Below are 14760 nucleotides of genomic sequence, written 5' to 3' on the forward strand. Positions count from 1 at the left end.
GACCCGAGAGGCCGGGGGCGGTAAGCCGCACGCGCCGGACGCCCCACGTGCCGCCGTGCCAGCCACGTGCCAGTAGCCGGTGTCCCAGGCGGTCAGCAGCGGTCATGATCGGGCACCACGGCACTGCCGCTGACCAGGCGTTCCGGACAGATCAGGTCAGCCGAAAACGATCTTCCAAACTGACGGTGCGGTCATTGGCGACGCAGGGTTCCTGGCTGCCGCGACTACTGTCAACCCAGGTTTTCAGCGGCGGTTTTTTCAAGATGGCTTGAAAATCGAGCGGATTTTTTTAAAAGGTCGCCCTTAGCCGCGCCAGCGGCGATAACGCCAGCAAGGATGGCAACCAAGGTTGTGAACACTATCTGAGTCGGAGTGGGCGAAGCGGTTAGTCCGGCTGCGATTTTAGCTACCTCCGATGCGGAGGTGCCGACGACGACGGCGATTACACCCCAGCCAGGGGCCCACCGCCTCTTGCTCGATCTCGGCACGACGTCCATGGTAAGTGCCCGACGCAAGCGCTGGATGCCGCGCGACAACGGTGTCTGGACTACCAGGCTCACGCGGCGCCGGGCCTGCCGGGAGGCGTACAGGTCGGCGAGAGAGGCGTCCAGCTCGTCGTCGGACTCGAACGGGTCCGGCCGTGCGAGGTTGTCGACGGAGGCGACCGGGCGGACACCCTGGCGACGCGCCGGCTCCGCCACCGGAACGTACTCAGCGGTAGGCCACTCGGGCATACTCTCGGCGCTGCCCGACATCGCGGCTCGCCCCCGCATGCTTGCTGCGACTCCCATTCCTTCACGCAGAAGCCTGGACCCCGTCTCCTGCGGCGCGGACTATTCACGGATCGATCTTGGCGACGATGGCTGCGGCCGAGCCAGTCGGGGCAGGTCAGAGGCCCGAAGGCGACTCGGCCCGTACTCCTTTCCTAAACCGTGTGTCGCAGGTTCGAATCCTGCCGGGGGCACCTCGAAGATCAGCGGGCCAGTCAGACGGCGTAGATGAGCTTGATTCCGTCCAGCCCCAGAACGGCGGCCCGAGTGCCGCGGACCCCGCTGTTGAGGTTGCGCCAACTGTTGTTGCTGGCGGCCTCGTGCACGTACCCGTCGACGACGTTGTAGATGTGCTTCACCCCGTTGAGGTTGAGCGCGGCCAGTGCGGTGCCCTGTGCGCCGTGGATGCCGGTCCACAGGTTGGCCCAGCCGGCGTTGCTGGCGGCCTCGTAGACTCGGCCGCCGTTCAGGGTGTAGAGGATCTTCGTGCTGCCCACTGTGATCGCCGCTACCGCCGAGGCCGGGATGCCCGTGTTCAGGTTCCGCCAGGCGTTGGCGCTGTGCGCCTCGTGTACGTAGCCACCGACGATGCTGTAGACGTACTTGACGCCGTTCAGCGCGATCACCGAGATCGAGGACGAGCCAGCGCCGCCGATGCCGGTGTTGAGGTTGCGCCAGCCGTTGTTGCTGGCGGCCTCGTGCACGTACCCGTCGACGACGTTGTAGATGTGCTTCACCCCGTTGAGGTTGAGCGCGGCCAGTGCGGTGCCCTGTGCGCCGTGGATGCCGGTCCACAGGTTGGCCCAGCCGGCGTTGCTGGCGGCCTCGTGGATCCGGCCGCCGTTGAGGGTGTAGAGGATCTTCGTGGATCCGAGGGTGACAGCTGTCGTCGCCGTGCCGGTCACCGCGCCCGCGCTGCCGGAGACCGGTAGGGCGCGCCAGCCGGCGTTGCTGGCCGCCTCGAACACCTGACGGGGCTGGTCGGCAGGGTTCTGCTGGATGAAGAGCAGCGGGTTGATCCGGGTGCCGGACGGGTCGATCATGTGCCAGTGCAGGTGCGGGCCCGTCGAGCTGCCCGAGCCGGGTGCGCCGGCCGCGCCGCCGGATCGGCCCACGATCGTGCCCGCGCCCACGCTGGCGCCGTTGCCGAGCACGAACTGCGACAGGTGCAGGTACTGGCTGCGGTACCCGTCCGCGTGCTGGATCGTGACGGTGTGCCCGCCCGTGCCGTTGTTGGGGGTGTTCTGGATGGTGCCGGCGCCGCAGGCCGGCAACGCCGTGCCCACCCCCATCCCGAAGTCGATGCCGCCGAGTGACCCGCGGCCGAGGTGACCCTCCCAGGTGTCGGTGATCGGGTAGCCGCTGAACGGGTTGTAGATCGACGGCGCGGCCTGAGCGGCCTCGGGAACCAGCAGGCCACCGGTGCTGATGGCACCCGCACCCAGCACCGCCGCGCGCAACATCGTGCGGCGACTCACTGCGGAGGTGGTCGTGTCGTCGCCGCAGCAGCTGCCTTCGTGACCGTCCGTCATTCCCACTCCTTCTGCGCCCGCCAGGATATCCATGGAGGCTAATGGGTGGGGTGGTCTGGCGGTACCGCGGCCACCGGACGTTGATCAGAGCGTCGGCAGCTGTTCGGCTCGGGTGACCACCTGGTCGATGAGGCCGTACTCCCGGGCCTGCTCGGCGGTGAACCAACGGTCCCGGTCCCAGTCCCGCTGGATCTCGTCGAGGGTCCGTCCACTGTGCTGGGCGATCAGCTCCTGCATCGTCCGCTTCACGTGCAGCATGTTCTCCGCCTGGATGGTGATGTCGGCAGCGGTGCCACCCATCCCGCCGGACGGCTGGTGCATCATGATCCGCGAGTGCGGCAGCGCGTACCGCTTGCCGGCCGCACCCGCGCAGAGCAGGAACTGCCCCATCGAGCCGGCGAACCCGAGCGCCAGTGTCGCCACGTCGTTGCGGACGTAGCGCATCGTGTCGTAGACGGCCATTCCCGCGCTCACCGAACCGCCCGGCGAGTTGATGTAGAGGTAGATGTCCCGGTTGTCGTCTTCGGCGGCGAGCAGCAGGATCTGCGCGCAGATCTGGTTGGCCGACTCCTCAGTCACCTCGGTGCCGAGGAAGACGATCCGTTCCCGCAGCAGCCGCTCGAACACGTGATCACCGAAGGACGGCTGCCCGCCCTCCAGCATTCGCACGTTGTACCCGATCATGTGTCGTCGCCTTCCGCCGTGCCGGCGGGTGGTGGGGACCGCCCGGTTTACCGGCCCCTCCAGCGTGCGGGCGACGGCGGCGGTGGCCCAGTGATTCTGCCGCCGGCAGATCCGCCGACGGCAGAACCCGCGCGGCCTACGCGGCGGTCAGCCGCCGCAGGCCCAGCCGGCTTTCTGCGCTGTCAGCAAGGGCTGCGGTACGCGGACCGGGGCGCGAGCCACCAGCGGAGGCTCTTTCGACGACGCTGAGGGTCGGCTCGCTCGCGACCGGCCCGCGGTGCAGGACGAACCCGCCGACACGTGGTCCCACCAGCAGGGTGGCGTTGCCGATCTCCCGTCGGGTCGCATCGACCCGCTCCAGGTGGGTAAGCGCGGCGCGCGGCGCGGCCGGGAGGCGGGGCTCGACCCGCCGCATGTCGTCGCGGGCCTCGCCGAGCAGGTCGGCGAGGCTGATGCCGAGCGCTCGGCAGATCGCCGCCAGCACCTCCGACGAGGCCTCCTTCCGACCCCGCTCGACCTCCGAGAGGTAGGGCACCGAGACGTCGGCTGACGCGGCCACCTCGCGCAGCGTGCGGCCCTGACGCTGGCGGTGGCGGCGCAGCACCCCGCCGATCACCCGTCGCAGTAACGACATGCGGGCCTCACTTTCGCGGTCGTCGTCGGGAACCCCCCCATCATGCCCGTCCTCGGCTGTCCGGACCGACCCGTCCGGGCCCGCGCCGCTGCGACGGCGCGGGCCCGGGGCTCTCACCGGTACGGGTGGGTGTGCCAGGCGGCCGGTTGGTGCACCAGCGTGACCGTCGGGAGCAGCGCCCCGGTGCTACCGGCGGGGAGCAGGGCGTGCCCGACTGGGCGCGGGCGCCTGCTTTGATCAACTCGGGTTTCCGGAAGTCGCGGTATCCCACGCCGCTTGAGCGGCCCACTTCCTGAAACCCGAGTTGACCATGCCAGCCACGCGCGCGCCGCCGGTTGTCCGCCGCGACCCGGACGTGCGGTCGGCGGTGCACCCGCTATGTTGTGGGCGTGCAGGCGACGGTGGGCGAGCAGGTTCGACGGTGATCCATTTTCCCGCACAGCGCCGGGGCCCACTGAGCGCGCTGAGCCTTCGGCTCGCCGCCGCCCTGGGCCTGGTCTTCGCCGTGGTCGCCGCTGTCTATCTGGGCCGGGACGGCTACCGCGACGTCAACGAGGACGGCCTCACCCTGCTCGACTGCTTCTACTACGCTGTCGTGTCGCTCTCGACCACCGGCTACGGGGACATCACCCCGTCCGCCCCGTCGGCCCGGCTGGTCAACGTCCTCTTCATCACCCCGGCCCGAGTGATCTTCCTTATCATCCTGGTCGGCACCACACTGGAAGTTCTGACCGAGCAGTACCGGACCGGCCGTCGCCTGTCGCGGTGGAGGAGAGCCGTGAAGGACCACGTCATCATCTGCGGCTACGGCACCAAGGGGCGCAGCGCTGTGTCCGCCCTGATGGAGAACGGTCTGGACCGCTCGCGGATCGTGGTGGTGGAGCGCAGTGCCGCCGCCCTGCGGCAGGCCACCTCCGCTGGGCTGGTGGCGATCGAGGGCTCGGCGACCCGGTCGTCGGTGCTGAACGAGGCGCACGTCAAGAACGCGAAGGCCGTGATCATCGCGACCGACAGTGACGACGCGTCGGTGCTGGTCGCGCTGACGGTGCGGCAGCTCACCGCGGGACAGGTCCGCATCATCGCGGCGGCGCGGGAGGCGGAGAACGCCCCGCTGCTCAAGCAGAGTGGCGCGCACCATGTGATCGTCTCCTCGGCCACGGCGGGCCGGCTGCTCGGCCTGTCCACCTCGGCGCCGCCGCTGATCGACGTGGTGGAGGACCTGCTCACCCCCGGCCAGGGCATGGCGCTGGCGATGCGTTCCGCCGAGCGGGACGAGGTGGGTCGCTCGCCGCGCGAGCTGGAGTCGTTGGTGATCGCCCTGGTGCGGCGGGGCAAGGTGGTCACCCTGGCCGACCGGGCCGGCGCGGTGATCGAGACCGGCGACATGCTGGTGCACGTCCGCGACGACCGCCCCCAGTCGGCCACCACCGCCTGATCGTCCTGCCTTCCGGTGTCCCGGCGTGACGGCTCGGCCCCTCGGTGGGTGGCGTGCTGACCGCGCCGCTGTCGGCCGGTGTGCCGGCTCCGCCGCTGTGGTGACGCGGCGTCAGCAGGTGTCGTCGGCGACGCAGATCGCCTCGGTGCAGTTGACCGTTGTGCCGGTGGAGGCTCGGCTGAGCAGCTCGTAGAGCGTCTCCCGCTCGGTGGGAGTCAGCGCTCCCAGCACCTCGTTCTCGGCGCTGGCCAGGGCGCATTCCGCCTCGCTGAGGCGTTTCGCACCGTCTTCGGTGAGTTCGACGACGTGTCGGCGGCGGTCCTCGGGGGAGCGCCGACGCTCGATCAACTGCTCGGCCTCCAGGTCGTTGAGCAGCCCGACGATGTTGGTGCTGTCCATTTCCAGGATGGTGGCGAGCGCCTGTTGACCGGTGCCGCCTCCGGCGCGCAGCACTGTGAGCGCGACCAGGTGCCGGGGGCGTAGCCCCAGCGGCGCCAGCACCGATTCCGACCGCAGCCGCATCCGCCGGGCCAGGTGGTCCAGGAGTGCGCCCGAACGGTGCTCGGAGGAGTCGAGCGGCTGGGCGGACATGTGACCCAGTCTACCGACTCAGCGGAACATCGGCCTGCTATAAATAGTTGGTGCTTCACAGACGATTCCTGGAGGGGGAATAATGCATCTGCTGCATATCGACTCGAGCATCCGCGGTGACTGGTCGATCAGCCGGCGGCTCACCGCCCGCGCTGTCGACGCATGGCGTGCGGCGCACCCGGACGGCACTGTGGCCTACCGGGACCTGGGCGCCGAGCCGCTGCCGCACCTGGATTCGGAGGGCGGCCTCGCCCGGATGACGCCACCGGACCAGCACACGCCCGCCCAGCGCGAATCCTGGGAGCTCAGCGAGCGGTTGGTCGACGAGGTGAAGCAGGCCGACGTGGTGCTGCTCGGACTGCCGCTTTACAACTTCGGCGCGCCGAGCAGCGTCAAGTCCTGGGTCGACCACCTGATCGTTCCCGGCCTGGCGTACGACCCGACGTCGCAGGAGGGCCTGCTCGGCGGACGCGAGTTCGTGGTGCTGGCCACCCGGGGTGGCGGCTACGGCGAGGGCACCCCGCGCTACGGCTGGGACCACGCCGAACCGTGGCTCCCGCACGGCCTGTCGATGACCGGCATGCAGCCGCGCTTCATCAGCGCCGAGCTGACCCTGGCCCCGTCCGTGCCGGCGATGGCCGAGCTGATCCCGCTGCATGAGGCGAGCCTCGCGGCGGCCGAGAAGGAGATCGACAACCTCTGGACGCCGGCCACCGCCCAGCGCTGAGACAGCGCCGGCACTGACGAGAGCGGCCGCCCCCGATCGGGGACGGCCGCTCTCGTCAGTGCGGACGGGTCAGCTGATGGTCCAGGTGTCGCCGCTGCCCAGCAGGCCGGCGAGCTGCTGCTCGGGGGTCTCGGTGACAGTCGCCTTGGCGGCCGCGAGCTGAGCCTGCACCACGCTGTCGTACGACGGTCGGTCCACCGAGCGGAACACCCCGATCGGGGTGTTGCGCAGATCCAGGCCGGGCAGCCGGGACAGTGCGAAGGCGTACGCCGGGTCGGTCACCGTCGCGTCGTGCACGACGATCTCCTCCGGGCGCACCGAGCTGGTGTCCCGGACCTCCAGGCCGAAGCCGCCCGGCGGGTGCACCACGCAGAACCGCCCGTCGGCACCGAAGGTGATCGGCTGCCCGTGCTCCAGCCGGATCAGGTAGTCGTCCCGGGTGGACGGGTCCTTGAGCTGTTCGAACGCCCCGTCGTTGAAGATGTTGCAGTTCTGGTAGATCTCCACGAAGGCCGAGCCCTCGTGCTCCGCGGCGGCCCGCAGCACCGACTGGAGGTGCTTGCGGTCGGAGTCGATGGTGCGGCCCACGAAACTGGCCTCCGCGCCAAGGGCGAGCGAGAGCGGGTTGAACGGGGCGTCCGCCGAGCCGGCCGGCGTCGACTTGGTGATCTTGCCGACCTCGGACGTCGGTGAATACTGGCCCTTGGTCAGACCGTAGATCCGGTTGTTGAACAGCAGGATCTTGAGGTTGACGTTGCGCCGCAGCGCGTGGATCAGATGGTTGCCACCGATGGAGAGCGCGTCGCCGTCACCGGTGACCACCCAGACCGACAGGTCCGGCCGGGACACCGACAGGCCGGTCGCGATCGCCGGGGCCCGACCGTGGATCGAGTGCATCCCGTACGTGTTCATGTAGTACGGGAAGCGGGACGAGCAGCCGATCCCGGAGACGAAGACGGTGCGCTCCCGGGGGATGTTCAGCTCCGGCATGAACTGCTGGATGGCTGCCAGGATCGCGTAGTCACCGCAGCCGGGGCACCAGCGCACCTCCTGGTCGGACTTGAAGTCCTTCGCGGTGAGCTTGACGGCGACGGGCTCAGACATTCTTCAGCACCTCTTCCAGCGTCGTCTCCAGCTCGGTGGCCGTGAACGGAAGGCCGCGGACCTGGTTGTAGCTGATCGCGTCGACCAGGTAGCGGGCCCGGATGACGTGGGCCAGTTGGCCCAGGTTCATCTCCGGGATGACCACCTTGTCGTACGAGCGGAGCACCTCACCGAGGTTCGCCGGCATCGGTGCCAGGTGCCGCAGGTGCGCCTGGGCGATGGAGAGGCCGCGCTGGCGGACCCCGCGGCACGCCGCGCCGATCGGCCCGTACGTCGAGCCCCAGCCGAGGACCAGGACCCGGGCGTCGCCGTCGGGGTCCTCCACCTCGATGTCCGGCACCGGGATCGTCTCGATCCGGGCGGCCCGGGTGCGCACCATGAAGTCGTGGTTGGCCGGGTCGTAGGAGATGTCACCGGTCTTGTCGGCCTTTTCCAGACCGCCGATCCGGTGCTCCAGGCCAGCGGTGCCGGGGATCGCCCACGGTCGGGCCAGGGTCTCCGGGTCGCGCAGGTAGGGCAGGAAGGTGGTGCCGTCCTCGCCGTTGGGCTTGGTGGCGAACTCGACCCGCAGGTCGGGCAGCGACTCCACGTCCGGCAGCAGCCACGGCTCGGAGCCGTTGGCGACGTAGTTGTCGGACAGCAGGATCACCGGGGTGCGGTAGGTGAGCGCTATCCGGGCCGCCTCCAGCGCCGCGAAGAAGCAGTCCGACGGTGACCGGGGCGCGATCACGGCGACCGGTGCCTCACCGTGTCGACCGTAGAGCGCCATGTTGAGGTCGGCCTGCTCGGTCTTGGTCGGCATGCCGGTCGACGGGCCGGCGCGTTGCACGTCCACGATCACCAGCGGCAGCTCCAGCGCCACGGCTAGGGAGATCGTCTCGCTCTTGAGCGCCACGCCGGGGCCGCTGGTGGTCGTCACGCCGAGCGACCCGCCGTAGGAGGCCCCCAGCGCGGCGCCGACGGCGGCGATCTCGTCCTCGGCCTGCACTGTGATGACGCCGAAGCGCTTGTGCTTGCTCAGCTCGTGCAGGATGTCCGACGCGGGCGTGATCGGGTACGCGCCGAGGAAGACCGGCAGCCCGGAGCGGACCCCGGCGGCGACCAACCCCAGTGAGAGCGCCGCGTTGCCGGTGATGTTGCGGTACGTGCCCGGCTTCATCTTGGCCGGCTTGACCTCGTAGCGGACCGCGAAGTCCTCGGTGGTCTCGCCGAAGTTCCAACCGGCCTTGAAGGCGGCGACGTTCGCGGCGACAAGCTCCGGACGGGCCGCGAACTTGCGCTCCAGGAAGCGCAGCGTCGACTCGTATGGCCGGGAGTACATCCAGGAGAGCAGGCCGAGCGCGAACATGTTCTTCGACCGCTCAGCGTCCTTCTTGGACACCTGGTGGGCGGCGAGCGCACCGACAGTCATCGAGGTCAGCGCCACCGGGTGCACCACGTAACCGGCCAGCGAGTCGTCGTCCAGTGGGCTGGTCTGGTAACCGACCTTGGCGAGGTTGCGCTTGGTGAACTCGTCGGTGTTGACGATGATGTCCGCGCCGCGCGGCAGGTCGGCCAGGTTGGCCTTGAGCGCCGCTGGGTTCATCGCCACCAGCACGTTCGGCGCGTCGCCCGGCGTGAGGATGTCGTAGTCGGCGAAGTGCACCTGGAAGCTCGACACGCCGGGCAGGGTGCCGGCGGGTGCCCGGATCTCGGCGGGAAAGTTTGGCAGTGTGGAGATGTCGTTGCCGAGCTGCGCCGTCTCCGAGGTGAACCGGTCGCCGGTCAGCTGCATGCCGTCGCCGGAGTCACCGGCGAACCGGATGACCACCCGGTCGAGTTGACGGATCTGCTTGGTCACTGTGCCACCTTCGTTCGCGACTGCGGGGCTTGCCCGGCCACGGAACCTCCCTGACGCAACGCTTCACCGCACCGCCCCAGGCTGGTCCGGCCGCTGTCGTTCCTCACCTGAGAGCCTACGTCTAAGGGAGCCCTAACCATCCCCGGAGGTCCGCCGACTGGGACCGGATTGGGGTGCGAAATGCCCGTGTTTGCGGGGTTACGCACCGCCCGCCGTAATTCAGATCACCACTGGCTCGTGCCGACGACCCCGGCCGCGCGGGGCCGGGGTCGTCAGTCGATCAGTCGGCGGGGTTGGGGGTGGGCTCGGGCGGCGGGCCGCCGAGCCGGCGGCGCAGCGAGGTCGTGGCCAGCGTGAGAGCCAGCACCACCAGCAGCGTGGAGACCGCGATCAGGATCACCGCAGTGCGCTGCACCGAGGTCAACCCGCCGTCTCCGGTGGTGGCACCGGCGGGCAGTACGCCCTGTGAGCCGGTCGGCGCGGGCGGGGAGACCACGGGCGTGGCCAGCGCGGCCGCCGAGGTGATCCGGAAGCTCATCTGCACCCGACGGGTCGGGCCGCTGCGTGGATCGAGTTGACCGATCACGGCCCCGGACAGCGGCGCCTCCCGCTGCGCCTGCGGCGTCGCCTCCACCGGCAACTGCACCTCTGCGGTAGTGCCCGCCAGCACCAGGCCGGCGTCGCAGCGGGTACGCGTCGGGTCGACAGCCACGCAGCCGAGCGGTGGGGTCGGCACTGTCACCCCGGCCGGCAGGGCGACCTCGACCCGGCCGGCGGCGTCCACCGCGCCGGTGTTGCCCAGCCGGAGCGTGAGGGTGCTCGGGCCGCCGCTGATGTCGAAGGCCACCTCGTCGGCGGCGAGCGCGATCCCGGGCACCGGCGGGCCTGCTGGGAAGAGCACAGCGAAGCCCTGGTCGTCGGTCGCCTCCCCGGCCGCTCCCGGCGCGTCCGCAATGACCTGGACGGAGCCGCTGAGCGGCATCTGCTTCCACGCTGTGCCAGCGACCCGTAGCCGCAGCACGGTGCTGAACCGGACGCCCGCTCCGGCGGTCCAGGCACCGCATCGGTACGTCCCACCACCGGCGGCGGCGCAACCCTTCGTGCCGGCGTCGGTCAGCCCGGAGGGCAGCGTGTACGAGAGTCGGATGTGCTCCGTCGTGGTGCCGGTGTTGTGCACTGTGACCTGGAGGGTGGCGGCCGTGCTCGCCGTGTTCCAGTACGCCTCGGTGAGGGTGACGTCGCCGGTGGTGACCTGCACGCCCAGCGGGCTCTGCGGCGGCGGCGCCGACCCCGGGGCGGGCGGGCGGACCGTCGGCGCCGGCGGTGTGGGCGGGGCCGGAGGCGCCGTCGGTGGCACCGGGGGAGCCGGGGTGGGCGGTCGGGTGGTGCCGCCCGGCGCGGGCGCGCTGGTGGTCGGCGCGGGCGGCGGGACCTCCGGGGCGGTGGTCACCGGCGCCGGTGGCGTCGTCTCCGGTGGTGGCGCGGCGGTCTCCGGTGCCGGTTCGGTCGGCTCCGGTTCACCGCCCGGGTCTTCGGTGGGGGTGGGCTCGTCCGCCGGTGTGGTCGGGGGCCCCTCGCCTCCCGGCTCGTTGACCGGCTCGGCAGTCGTCGCGACCGGGTCCGCGTCCGGTGCGGCCGCGTTGGCCCAGGCCGGCCCCACGGCGAGCGCCGTGAGCAGGCCGAGCGCGAGCGCGGTCGCCAGCAGGGGCGTGGAACGTCGCCCCTCCGCCCGGTTACCGGGCGATGCCTTCACGCGGGCCATCTGTCCTCCGGTGACATGGGTGGGTGTCCAATATTCGGTAACAGTTGCCCCGGTGCACTAGTCCCATCTGGAAACAAATCCGTAACGTGTTTGGGACGGCCCGTCCGGGTGGACGGTAGGCTGCCGACTGTGAACGGATACCTGGGCTCGTACGCGACGCTCGGGCTCCTGCTGCTCGCCAGCGTTCTCTTCTTCGTTACGGCGTTCTCGGCCAACCGGGTGTTACGCCCGGCGCGTCCAGCCGACCCGCCGGGCAAGCGGGCCAGTTACGAGTGCGGGCTCGACCCGGTCGGTGCCGACTGGGCGCAGATGCAGATCCGCTACTACGTGTACGCCTACCTCTACGTGCTGTTCGCTGTCGAGGCGGTGTTCCTCTTCCCTTGGGCGGTGGTCTTCGACCGGCCGGGCTTCGGTCTGGTGACGGTGGTGGAGATGGCGGTGTTCGTGGCCGTGCTCGCGTTGGGAATCCTCTACGCCTGGCGTAGGAACATCCTCCGCTGGACCTGAGCGCCACTGCCTCCGGCGATCGTGTCGGTCCGACCGCCCGTTCGCTGGCGGTTACGGCGACGACCGGTCAGGCGAGCCCCCGGCGGGTGGCAGTGGGCGGGCGGTCGCCCCGTATCGAGGCCACCATGTCCAGCACCCGGCGGGTCGGGCCGACCTGGTGGGCCCGGAAGACCCGGGCACCCAACCAGGCCGAGACGGCCGTCGCGGCGAGCGTCCCCTCCAGCCGTTCGGCCACCGGTAGCCCCAACGTCTCACCGATGAAGTCCTTGTTGGAGAGCGCCACCAGCACCGGCCAGCCGGTAGTGGTCAGCTCGTCCAGTCGGCGGGTGATCTCCAGCGAGTGCCGGGTGTTCTTGCCGAAGTCGTGCGCCGGGTCGATGAGGATGCCGTCGGGGCGTACCCCTGCCGCTACAGCGCGCTCGGCGAGCCCGGTCACCGTCGCGACCACGTCGGCGACGACGTCGGTGAAGGCGGCCCGGTGCGGCCTGGTCCGCGGCGTCAGTCCGCCGGCGTGCGAACAGACCAGACCGGCGCCGGTCCGGGCGGCCACCCGGACCAACGCCGGGTCGACGCCCGACCAGGTGTCGTTGAGGAGGTCGGCCCCGGCCGCCACGGCCTCCGTCGCCACCTCGGCGCGCCAGGTGTCGATGGAGATCACCACCTCGGGAAACGCGGCTCGGACGGCGGCGATGGTGTCCACCGTGCGCCGGATCTCCTCGGCGACGTCCACGTCCGCGCCGGGGCCGGCCTTGACGCCGCCGATGTCGATGATGGCCGCGCCCTCGTCCACCGCCCGCTCCACGGCGCGCAACGCGCTGTCGGCGGCGTAGGTGGCCCCGCGGTCGAAGAACGAGTCCGGCGTGCGGTTGATGATCGCCATCACCACCAGCTCGCCGGGGGCGAACGTGCGCCCACCCAGCCGAAGCGCCCCGGCCATGCCCGCCTCCTGGAAGTTCGCGCCGTCGCCGCCGCGCCGGCCGGTCCCGACGCTAGTCGGTCGCCCGTCCACGATTCCGGGCGGGCGTCGGCACCGATCGTGATCGAGGCGGGTGGCGGGGTCGCTCCCGGCCGGCTGCCATGCCACGATCAGTACATGGGTCAGCTTCTGCTCCTCCTGGTCGTGGCGTTGACCGTCGCGGCGGTGATATTCGGCGTGACGGTGCTGGTCAGTGGGCGTGATCCCGGCCTGGCGCCGGCCGAGCCGGATTCGCAGGCCGTGGCGTTGCCGGGCACCCGCCCCCTGCGCGAATCCGACGTGGGGGCGGTCCGTTTCGACACCGGCTTGCGCGGGTACCGGATGGATCAGGTCGATCAGGCGTTGCGCCGTGCCGCCTACGACATCGGTTACAAGTCCGAGCTGATCGGCGTACTGGAGTCGGAGGTCATCGCCTTGCGTGAGGGGCGCACCGACGACGCGGACGTGCTGCGGCAGGCCCGCGAGCAGTCCGCCAGCAAGGTGACCACCGCGAACGCGGCCGAGCCGGGCGAGGCACCGGAGTCGGGCGAGGCAGCGGTGCCGGGCGAGGCAGCGCCGTTGACCGGCGAGGCAGGCTCAGCCCCGGTCGGCTCGACGACTCCCGGCCCGTTACCCGCCGCCAGTTCGTCCCCGGCGGATTCCGACGGGGTGGCGCCCGCCGCCGCGCCCGCAGACGACGAGTCGGCCGATCGTGAGCAGACGCCCGGCACCGAGCAGCGCGACGCGGTGGTTCGGTCGGAGTCGGCGTGACCGAGCCGGAGGGCGCTGACGATCTTCGCGAGGCGGCCCGACCCGGCGCGGGTGAGGTGACCGCCACGGTGATCGTCGAGGCCCCGGCGGAGCGGGTGTTCGCCGCGCTGCTCGCCTGGGAACGCCAGTCCGACTGGATTCCGTTCACCCGCGTGCGGGTGGTCGAGGGCGACGGGCGCGAGGGCAGCCGGATCGAGGCGGTGACCGCGCTCGGCCGGGCGACACTGCGCGACGAGATGCGGGTGGTCCGGGTCGACGAGCCGTACGAGATCGGCGTCGTGCACCACGGCCAGCTGCTGCGCGGCCCGGGGGTGCTGCGCTGCACCCAACTGGACCGGGACCGCACCCAGGTCGTCTGGCACGAGTGGTTCCACCTGCCGGGCGGTCCGGCCGGTCGACTGGCGTGGCCGGTGCTCTGGCCCGGCTCCAAGCTCGGCCTCACCCAGGCGCTGAAGAGGTTCGCCCGCCTGGTCGAGCAGGGCCGGCTCCCCTGACCGGTGAGCCCGGTGCCGGCTGCCAACCCGGTGCGCGGAAGAGGTGCCCGACCCGGTGCCGCCAGGTCACCGCGGCGCGCAGGTCCCGGGCGATCGAGGCGTACTCGTGGAAGGCCACCCGGACCGGGTTGTAGCTGCCGACGTTCTTGGTCAGGCCGTACACGCAACGTTCCCCTTCCGGCGCGAACGACGTGAAGAGCCGGTCCCAGACGATCAGGATGCCGCCGAAGTTGCGGTCCAGGTAGCTGCCCTGCGACGCGTGGTGCACCCGGTGGTGCGACGGGGTGTTGAACACCGCCTCGTACCAGCGCGGCATCTTGTCGATCCGCTCGGTGTGGATCCAGAACTGGTAGAGCAGGTTGACCGAGCCGCAGAACGCGACAACGGCCGGATGGACGCCGGCCACTATCAGCGGGATGTAGAACACCCAACTGGTCAGGCCGGTCCACGGCTGGCGCAGCGCGGTGGAGAGGTTGAACCGCTGCGACGAGTGGTGCACCACGTGTGAGGCCCAAAGAATGCGGATCACGTGGTGGCCGCGGTGCGACCAGTAGTAGCAGAAGTCCTGCCCGAGCAGGATCAGTGGCCAGGTCCACCAGAGCTCGGCGACCCGCAGCGGGGTGAGCGCGTAGAGCAGCGCGTACGCGGCGGCGATCGGCACCTTCCAGAGCAGGTCGGCGAAGATGCTGCCCAGGCCCATCGCCATGCTGGTAGCGGTGTCGGCGCCGCCGTAGCCGACCTCGTCGTCGTCGCGGTGCAGCAGGTAGGAGACCCGCTCCAGCACGATGAGCAGCACGAAGGCCGGGATCGACCAGGCGATGACGTCCGGGAACTCCTTCACCGTGCGGCCTCCGCTCGCCGTCACCGGTCGGGGCGCACCGTCGGGTGACCTCGACCTACCGGTCGGTAACAAGCACCATAGGCAGCCGGGCGGCCGGTGGCAATGGGGTGTCG

At 70.6% G+C, this 14760-nt stretch carries 15 protein-coding genes; 5 read left to right on the top strand and 10 right to left on the bottom strand.

Annotated features, from left to right (window positions below; translation table 11 throughout):
• Positions 1-230: 230 nt before the first annotated feature.
• The 4 genes from AB0K35_RS29695 to AB0K35_RS29710 all read right to left on the bottom strand — a co-directional run bounded on the left by AB0K35_RS29695 (position 231) and on the right by AB0K35_RS29710 (position 3620).
• On the bottom strand, positions 231-359 hold the full coding sequence (locus AB0K35_RS29695) for a hypothetical protein (protein ID WP_363889609.1): 129 nt from the start codon (positions 357-359) through the stop codon (positions 231-233).
• A gap of 626 nt (positions 360-985) precedes the next feature.
• Positions 986-2302, bottom strand: coding sequence for a M23 family metallopeptidase (locus AB0K35_RS29700; protein ID WP_363889611.1), 1317 nt, complete (start codon positions 2300-2302; stop codon positions 986-988).
• An 84-nt stretch (positions 2303-2386) separates the two neighbouring features.
• On the bottom strand, positions 2387-2986 hold the full coding sequence (locus AB0K35_RS29705) for an ATP-dependent Clp protease proteolytic subunit (RefSeq protein WP_328651117.1): 600 nt from the start codon (positions 2984-2986) through the stop codon (positions 2387-2389).
• 136 nt (positions 2987-3122) lie between these two features.
• Positions 3123-3620, bottom strand: a complete 498-nt coding sequence (locus AB0K35_RS29710) for a helix-turn-helix transcriptional regulator (protein WP_308193566.1) — start codon at positions 3618-3620, stop codon at positions 3123-3125.
• Positions 3621-4041: 421 nt separating this feature from the next.
• On the opposite strand from AB0K35_RS29710, the gene AB0K35_RS29715 reads away from it, so the two are divergent.
• Positions 4042-5055 carry a potassium channel family protein gene (locus tag AB0K35_RS29715; protein ID WP_238671228.1) on the top strand — a complete coding sequence of 338 codons (1014 nt, stop codon included), beginning with the start codon at positions 4042-4044 and terminating at the stop codon, positions 5053-5055.
• A gap of 111 nt (positions 5056-5166) precedes the next feature.
• Here AB0K35_RS29715 and AB0K35_RS29720 read toward each other — a convergent pair whose 3' ends face one another.
• A complete protein-coding gene (locus tag AB0K35_RS29720; RefSeq protein WP_238671227.1) occupies positions 5167-5646 on the bottom strand; it encodes a MarR family winged helix-turn-helix transcriptional regulator in 480 nt (159 codons plus the stop codon).
• An 82-nt stretch (positions 5647-5728) separates the two neighbouring features.
• Here AB0K35_RS29720 and AB0K35_RS29725 point away from each other — a divergent pair, with 82 nt between their 5' ends.
• Entirely contained in the window at positions 5729-6373 is a 645-nt protein-coding gene (locus AB0K35_RS29725) for an NAD(P)H-dependent oxidoreductase (protein ID WP_238671226.1), read from the top strand.
• A 69-nt stretch (positions 6374-6442) separates the two neighbouring features.
• On the opposite strand, the gene AB0K35_RS29730 is transcribed toward AB0K35_RS29725, so the two are convergent.
• The 3 genes from AB0K35_RS29730 to AB0K35_RS29740 all read right to left on the bottom strand — a co-directional run bounded on the left by AB0K35_RS29730 (position 6443) and on the right by AB0K35_RS29740 (position 11079).
• Positions 6443-7477: a 2-oxoacid:ferredoxin oxidoreductase subunit beta gene (locus AB0K35_RS29730; RefSeq protein WP_238671225.1), complete on the bottom strand. Its 1035-nt coding sequence runs from the start codon at positions 7475-7477 to the stop codon at positions 6443-6445.
• Positions 7470-9317 (bottom strand): 2-oxoacid:acceptor oxidoreductase subunit alpha, encoded by a 1848-nt coding sequence (locus tag AB0K35_RS29735; RefSeq protein WP_238671224.1) that lies wholly within the window; start codon positions 9315-9317, stop codon positions 7470-7472. The genes AB0K35_RS29730 and AB0K35_RS29735 overlap by 8 nt, the downstream gene beginning before the upstream one ends.
• A gap of 280 nt (positions 9318-9597) precedes the next feature.
• Entirely contained in the window at positions 9598-11079 is a 1482-nt protein-coding gene (locus AB0K35_RS29740) for a hypothetical protein (protein WP_363889620.1), read from the bottom strand.
• A 129-nt stretch (positions 11080-11208) separates the two neighbouring features.
• On the opposite strand from AB0K35_RS29740, the gene ndhC reads away from it, so the two are divergent.
• Positions 11209-11586 (top strand): NADH-quinone oxidoreductase subunit A, encoded by a 378-nt coding sequence (gene ndhC, locus AB0K35_RS29745; protein ID WP_091394827.1) that lies wholly within the window; start codon positions 11209-11211, stop codon positions 11584-11586.
• Between the two features lie 67 nt (positions 11587-11653).
• On the opposite strand, the gene folP is transcribed toward ndhC, so the two are convergent.
• Complete coding sequence (gene folP, locus AB0K35_RS29750; RefSeq protein ID WP_357364573.1) at positions 11654-12523, bottom strand: dihydropteroate synthase; 870 nt, start codon at positions 12521-12523, stop codon at positions 11654-11656.
• Positions 12524-12679: 156 nt separating this feature from the next.
• On the opposite strand from folP, the gene AB0K35_RS29755 reads away from it, so the two are divergent.
• Both AB0K35_RS29755 and AB0K35_RS29760 read left to right on the top strand, forming a co-directional pair.
• Entirely contained in the window at positions 12680-13312 is a 633-nt protein-coding gene (locus AB0K35_RS29755; RefSeq protein WP_363889625.1) for a DivIVA domain-containing protein, read from the top strand.
• On the top strand, positions 13309-13806 hold the full coding sequence (locus AB0K35_RS29760; RefSeq protein ID WP_238671220.1) for an SRPBCC family protein: 498 nt from the start codon (positions 13309-13311) through the stop codon (positions 13804-13806). The genes AB0K35_RS29755 and AB0K35_RS29760 overlap by 4 nt, the downstream gene beginning before the upstream one ends.
• Here AB0K35_RS29760 and AB0K35_RS29765 read toward each other — a convergent pair.
• On the bottom strand, positions 13751-14647 hold the full coding sequence (locus AB0K35_RS29765; protein WP_363889628.1) for a sterol desaturase family protein: 897 nt from the start codon (positions 14645-14647) through the stop codon (positions 13751-13753). The genes AB0K35_RS29760 and AB0K35_RS29765 overlap by 56 nt on opposite strands.
• Positions 14648-14760: the final 113 nt, after the last annotated feature.

Source organism: Micromonospora sp. NPDC053740 (genome assembly GCF_040677775.1).
Taxonomy (GTDB): domain Bacteria; phylum Actinomycetota; class Actinomycetes; order Mycobacteriales; family Micromonosporaceae; genus Micromonospora; species Micromonospora alfalfae.

What these genes read in the sequence shown, in the direction of transcription:
- AB0K35_RS29720 (WP_238671227.1), bottom strand. Translation starts at nt 5,646, where the DNA reads ATGTCCGCCCAGCCGCTCGACTCCTCCGAGCACCGTTCGGGCGCACTC.
- AB0K35_RS29705 (WP_328651117.1), bottom strand. Translation starts at nt 2,986, where the DNA reads ATGATCGGGTACAACGTGCGAATGCTGGAGGGCGGGCAGCCGTCCTTC.
- AB0K35_RS29710 (WP_308193566.1), bottom strand. Translation starts at nt 3,620, where the DNA reads ATGTCGTTACTGCGACGGGTGATCGGCGGGGTGCTGCGCCGCCACCGC.
- AB0K35_RS29725 (WP_238671226.1), top strand. Translation starts at nt 5,729, where the DNA reads ATGCATCTGCTGCATATCGACTCGAGCATCCGCGGTGACTGGTCGATC.
- AB0K35_RS29730 (WP_238671225.1), bottom strand. Translation starts at nt 7,477, where the DNA reads ATGTCTGAGCCCGTCGCCGTCAAGCTCACCGCGAAGGACTTCAAGTCC.
- AB0K35_RS29740 (WP_363889620.1), bottom strand. Translation starts at nt 11,079, where the DNA reads ATGGCCCGCGTGAAGGCATCGCCCGGTAACCGGGCGGAGGGGCGACGT.
- AB0K35_RS29700 (WP_363889611.1), bottom strand. Translation starts at nt 2,302, where the DNA reads ATGACGGACGGTCACGAAGGCAGCTGCTGCGGCGACGACACGACCACC.
- folP (WP_357364573.1), bottom strand. Translation starts at nt 12,523, where the DNA reads ATGGCCGGGGCGCTTCGGCTGGGTGGGCGCACGTTCGCCCCCGGCGAG.
- AB0K35_RS29755 (WP_363889625.1), top strand. Translation starts at nt 12,680, where the DNA reads ATGGGTCAGCTTCTGCTCCTCCTGGTCGTGGCGTTGACCGTCGCGGCG.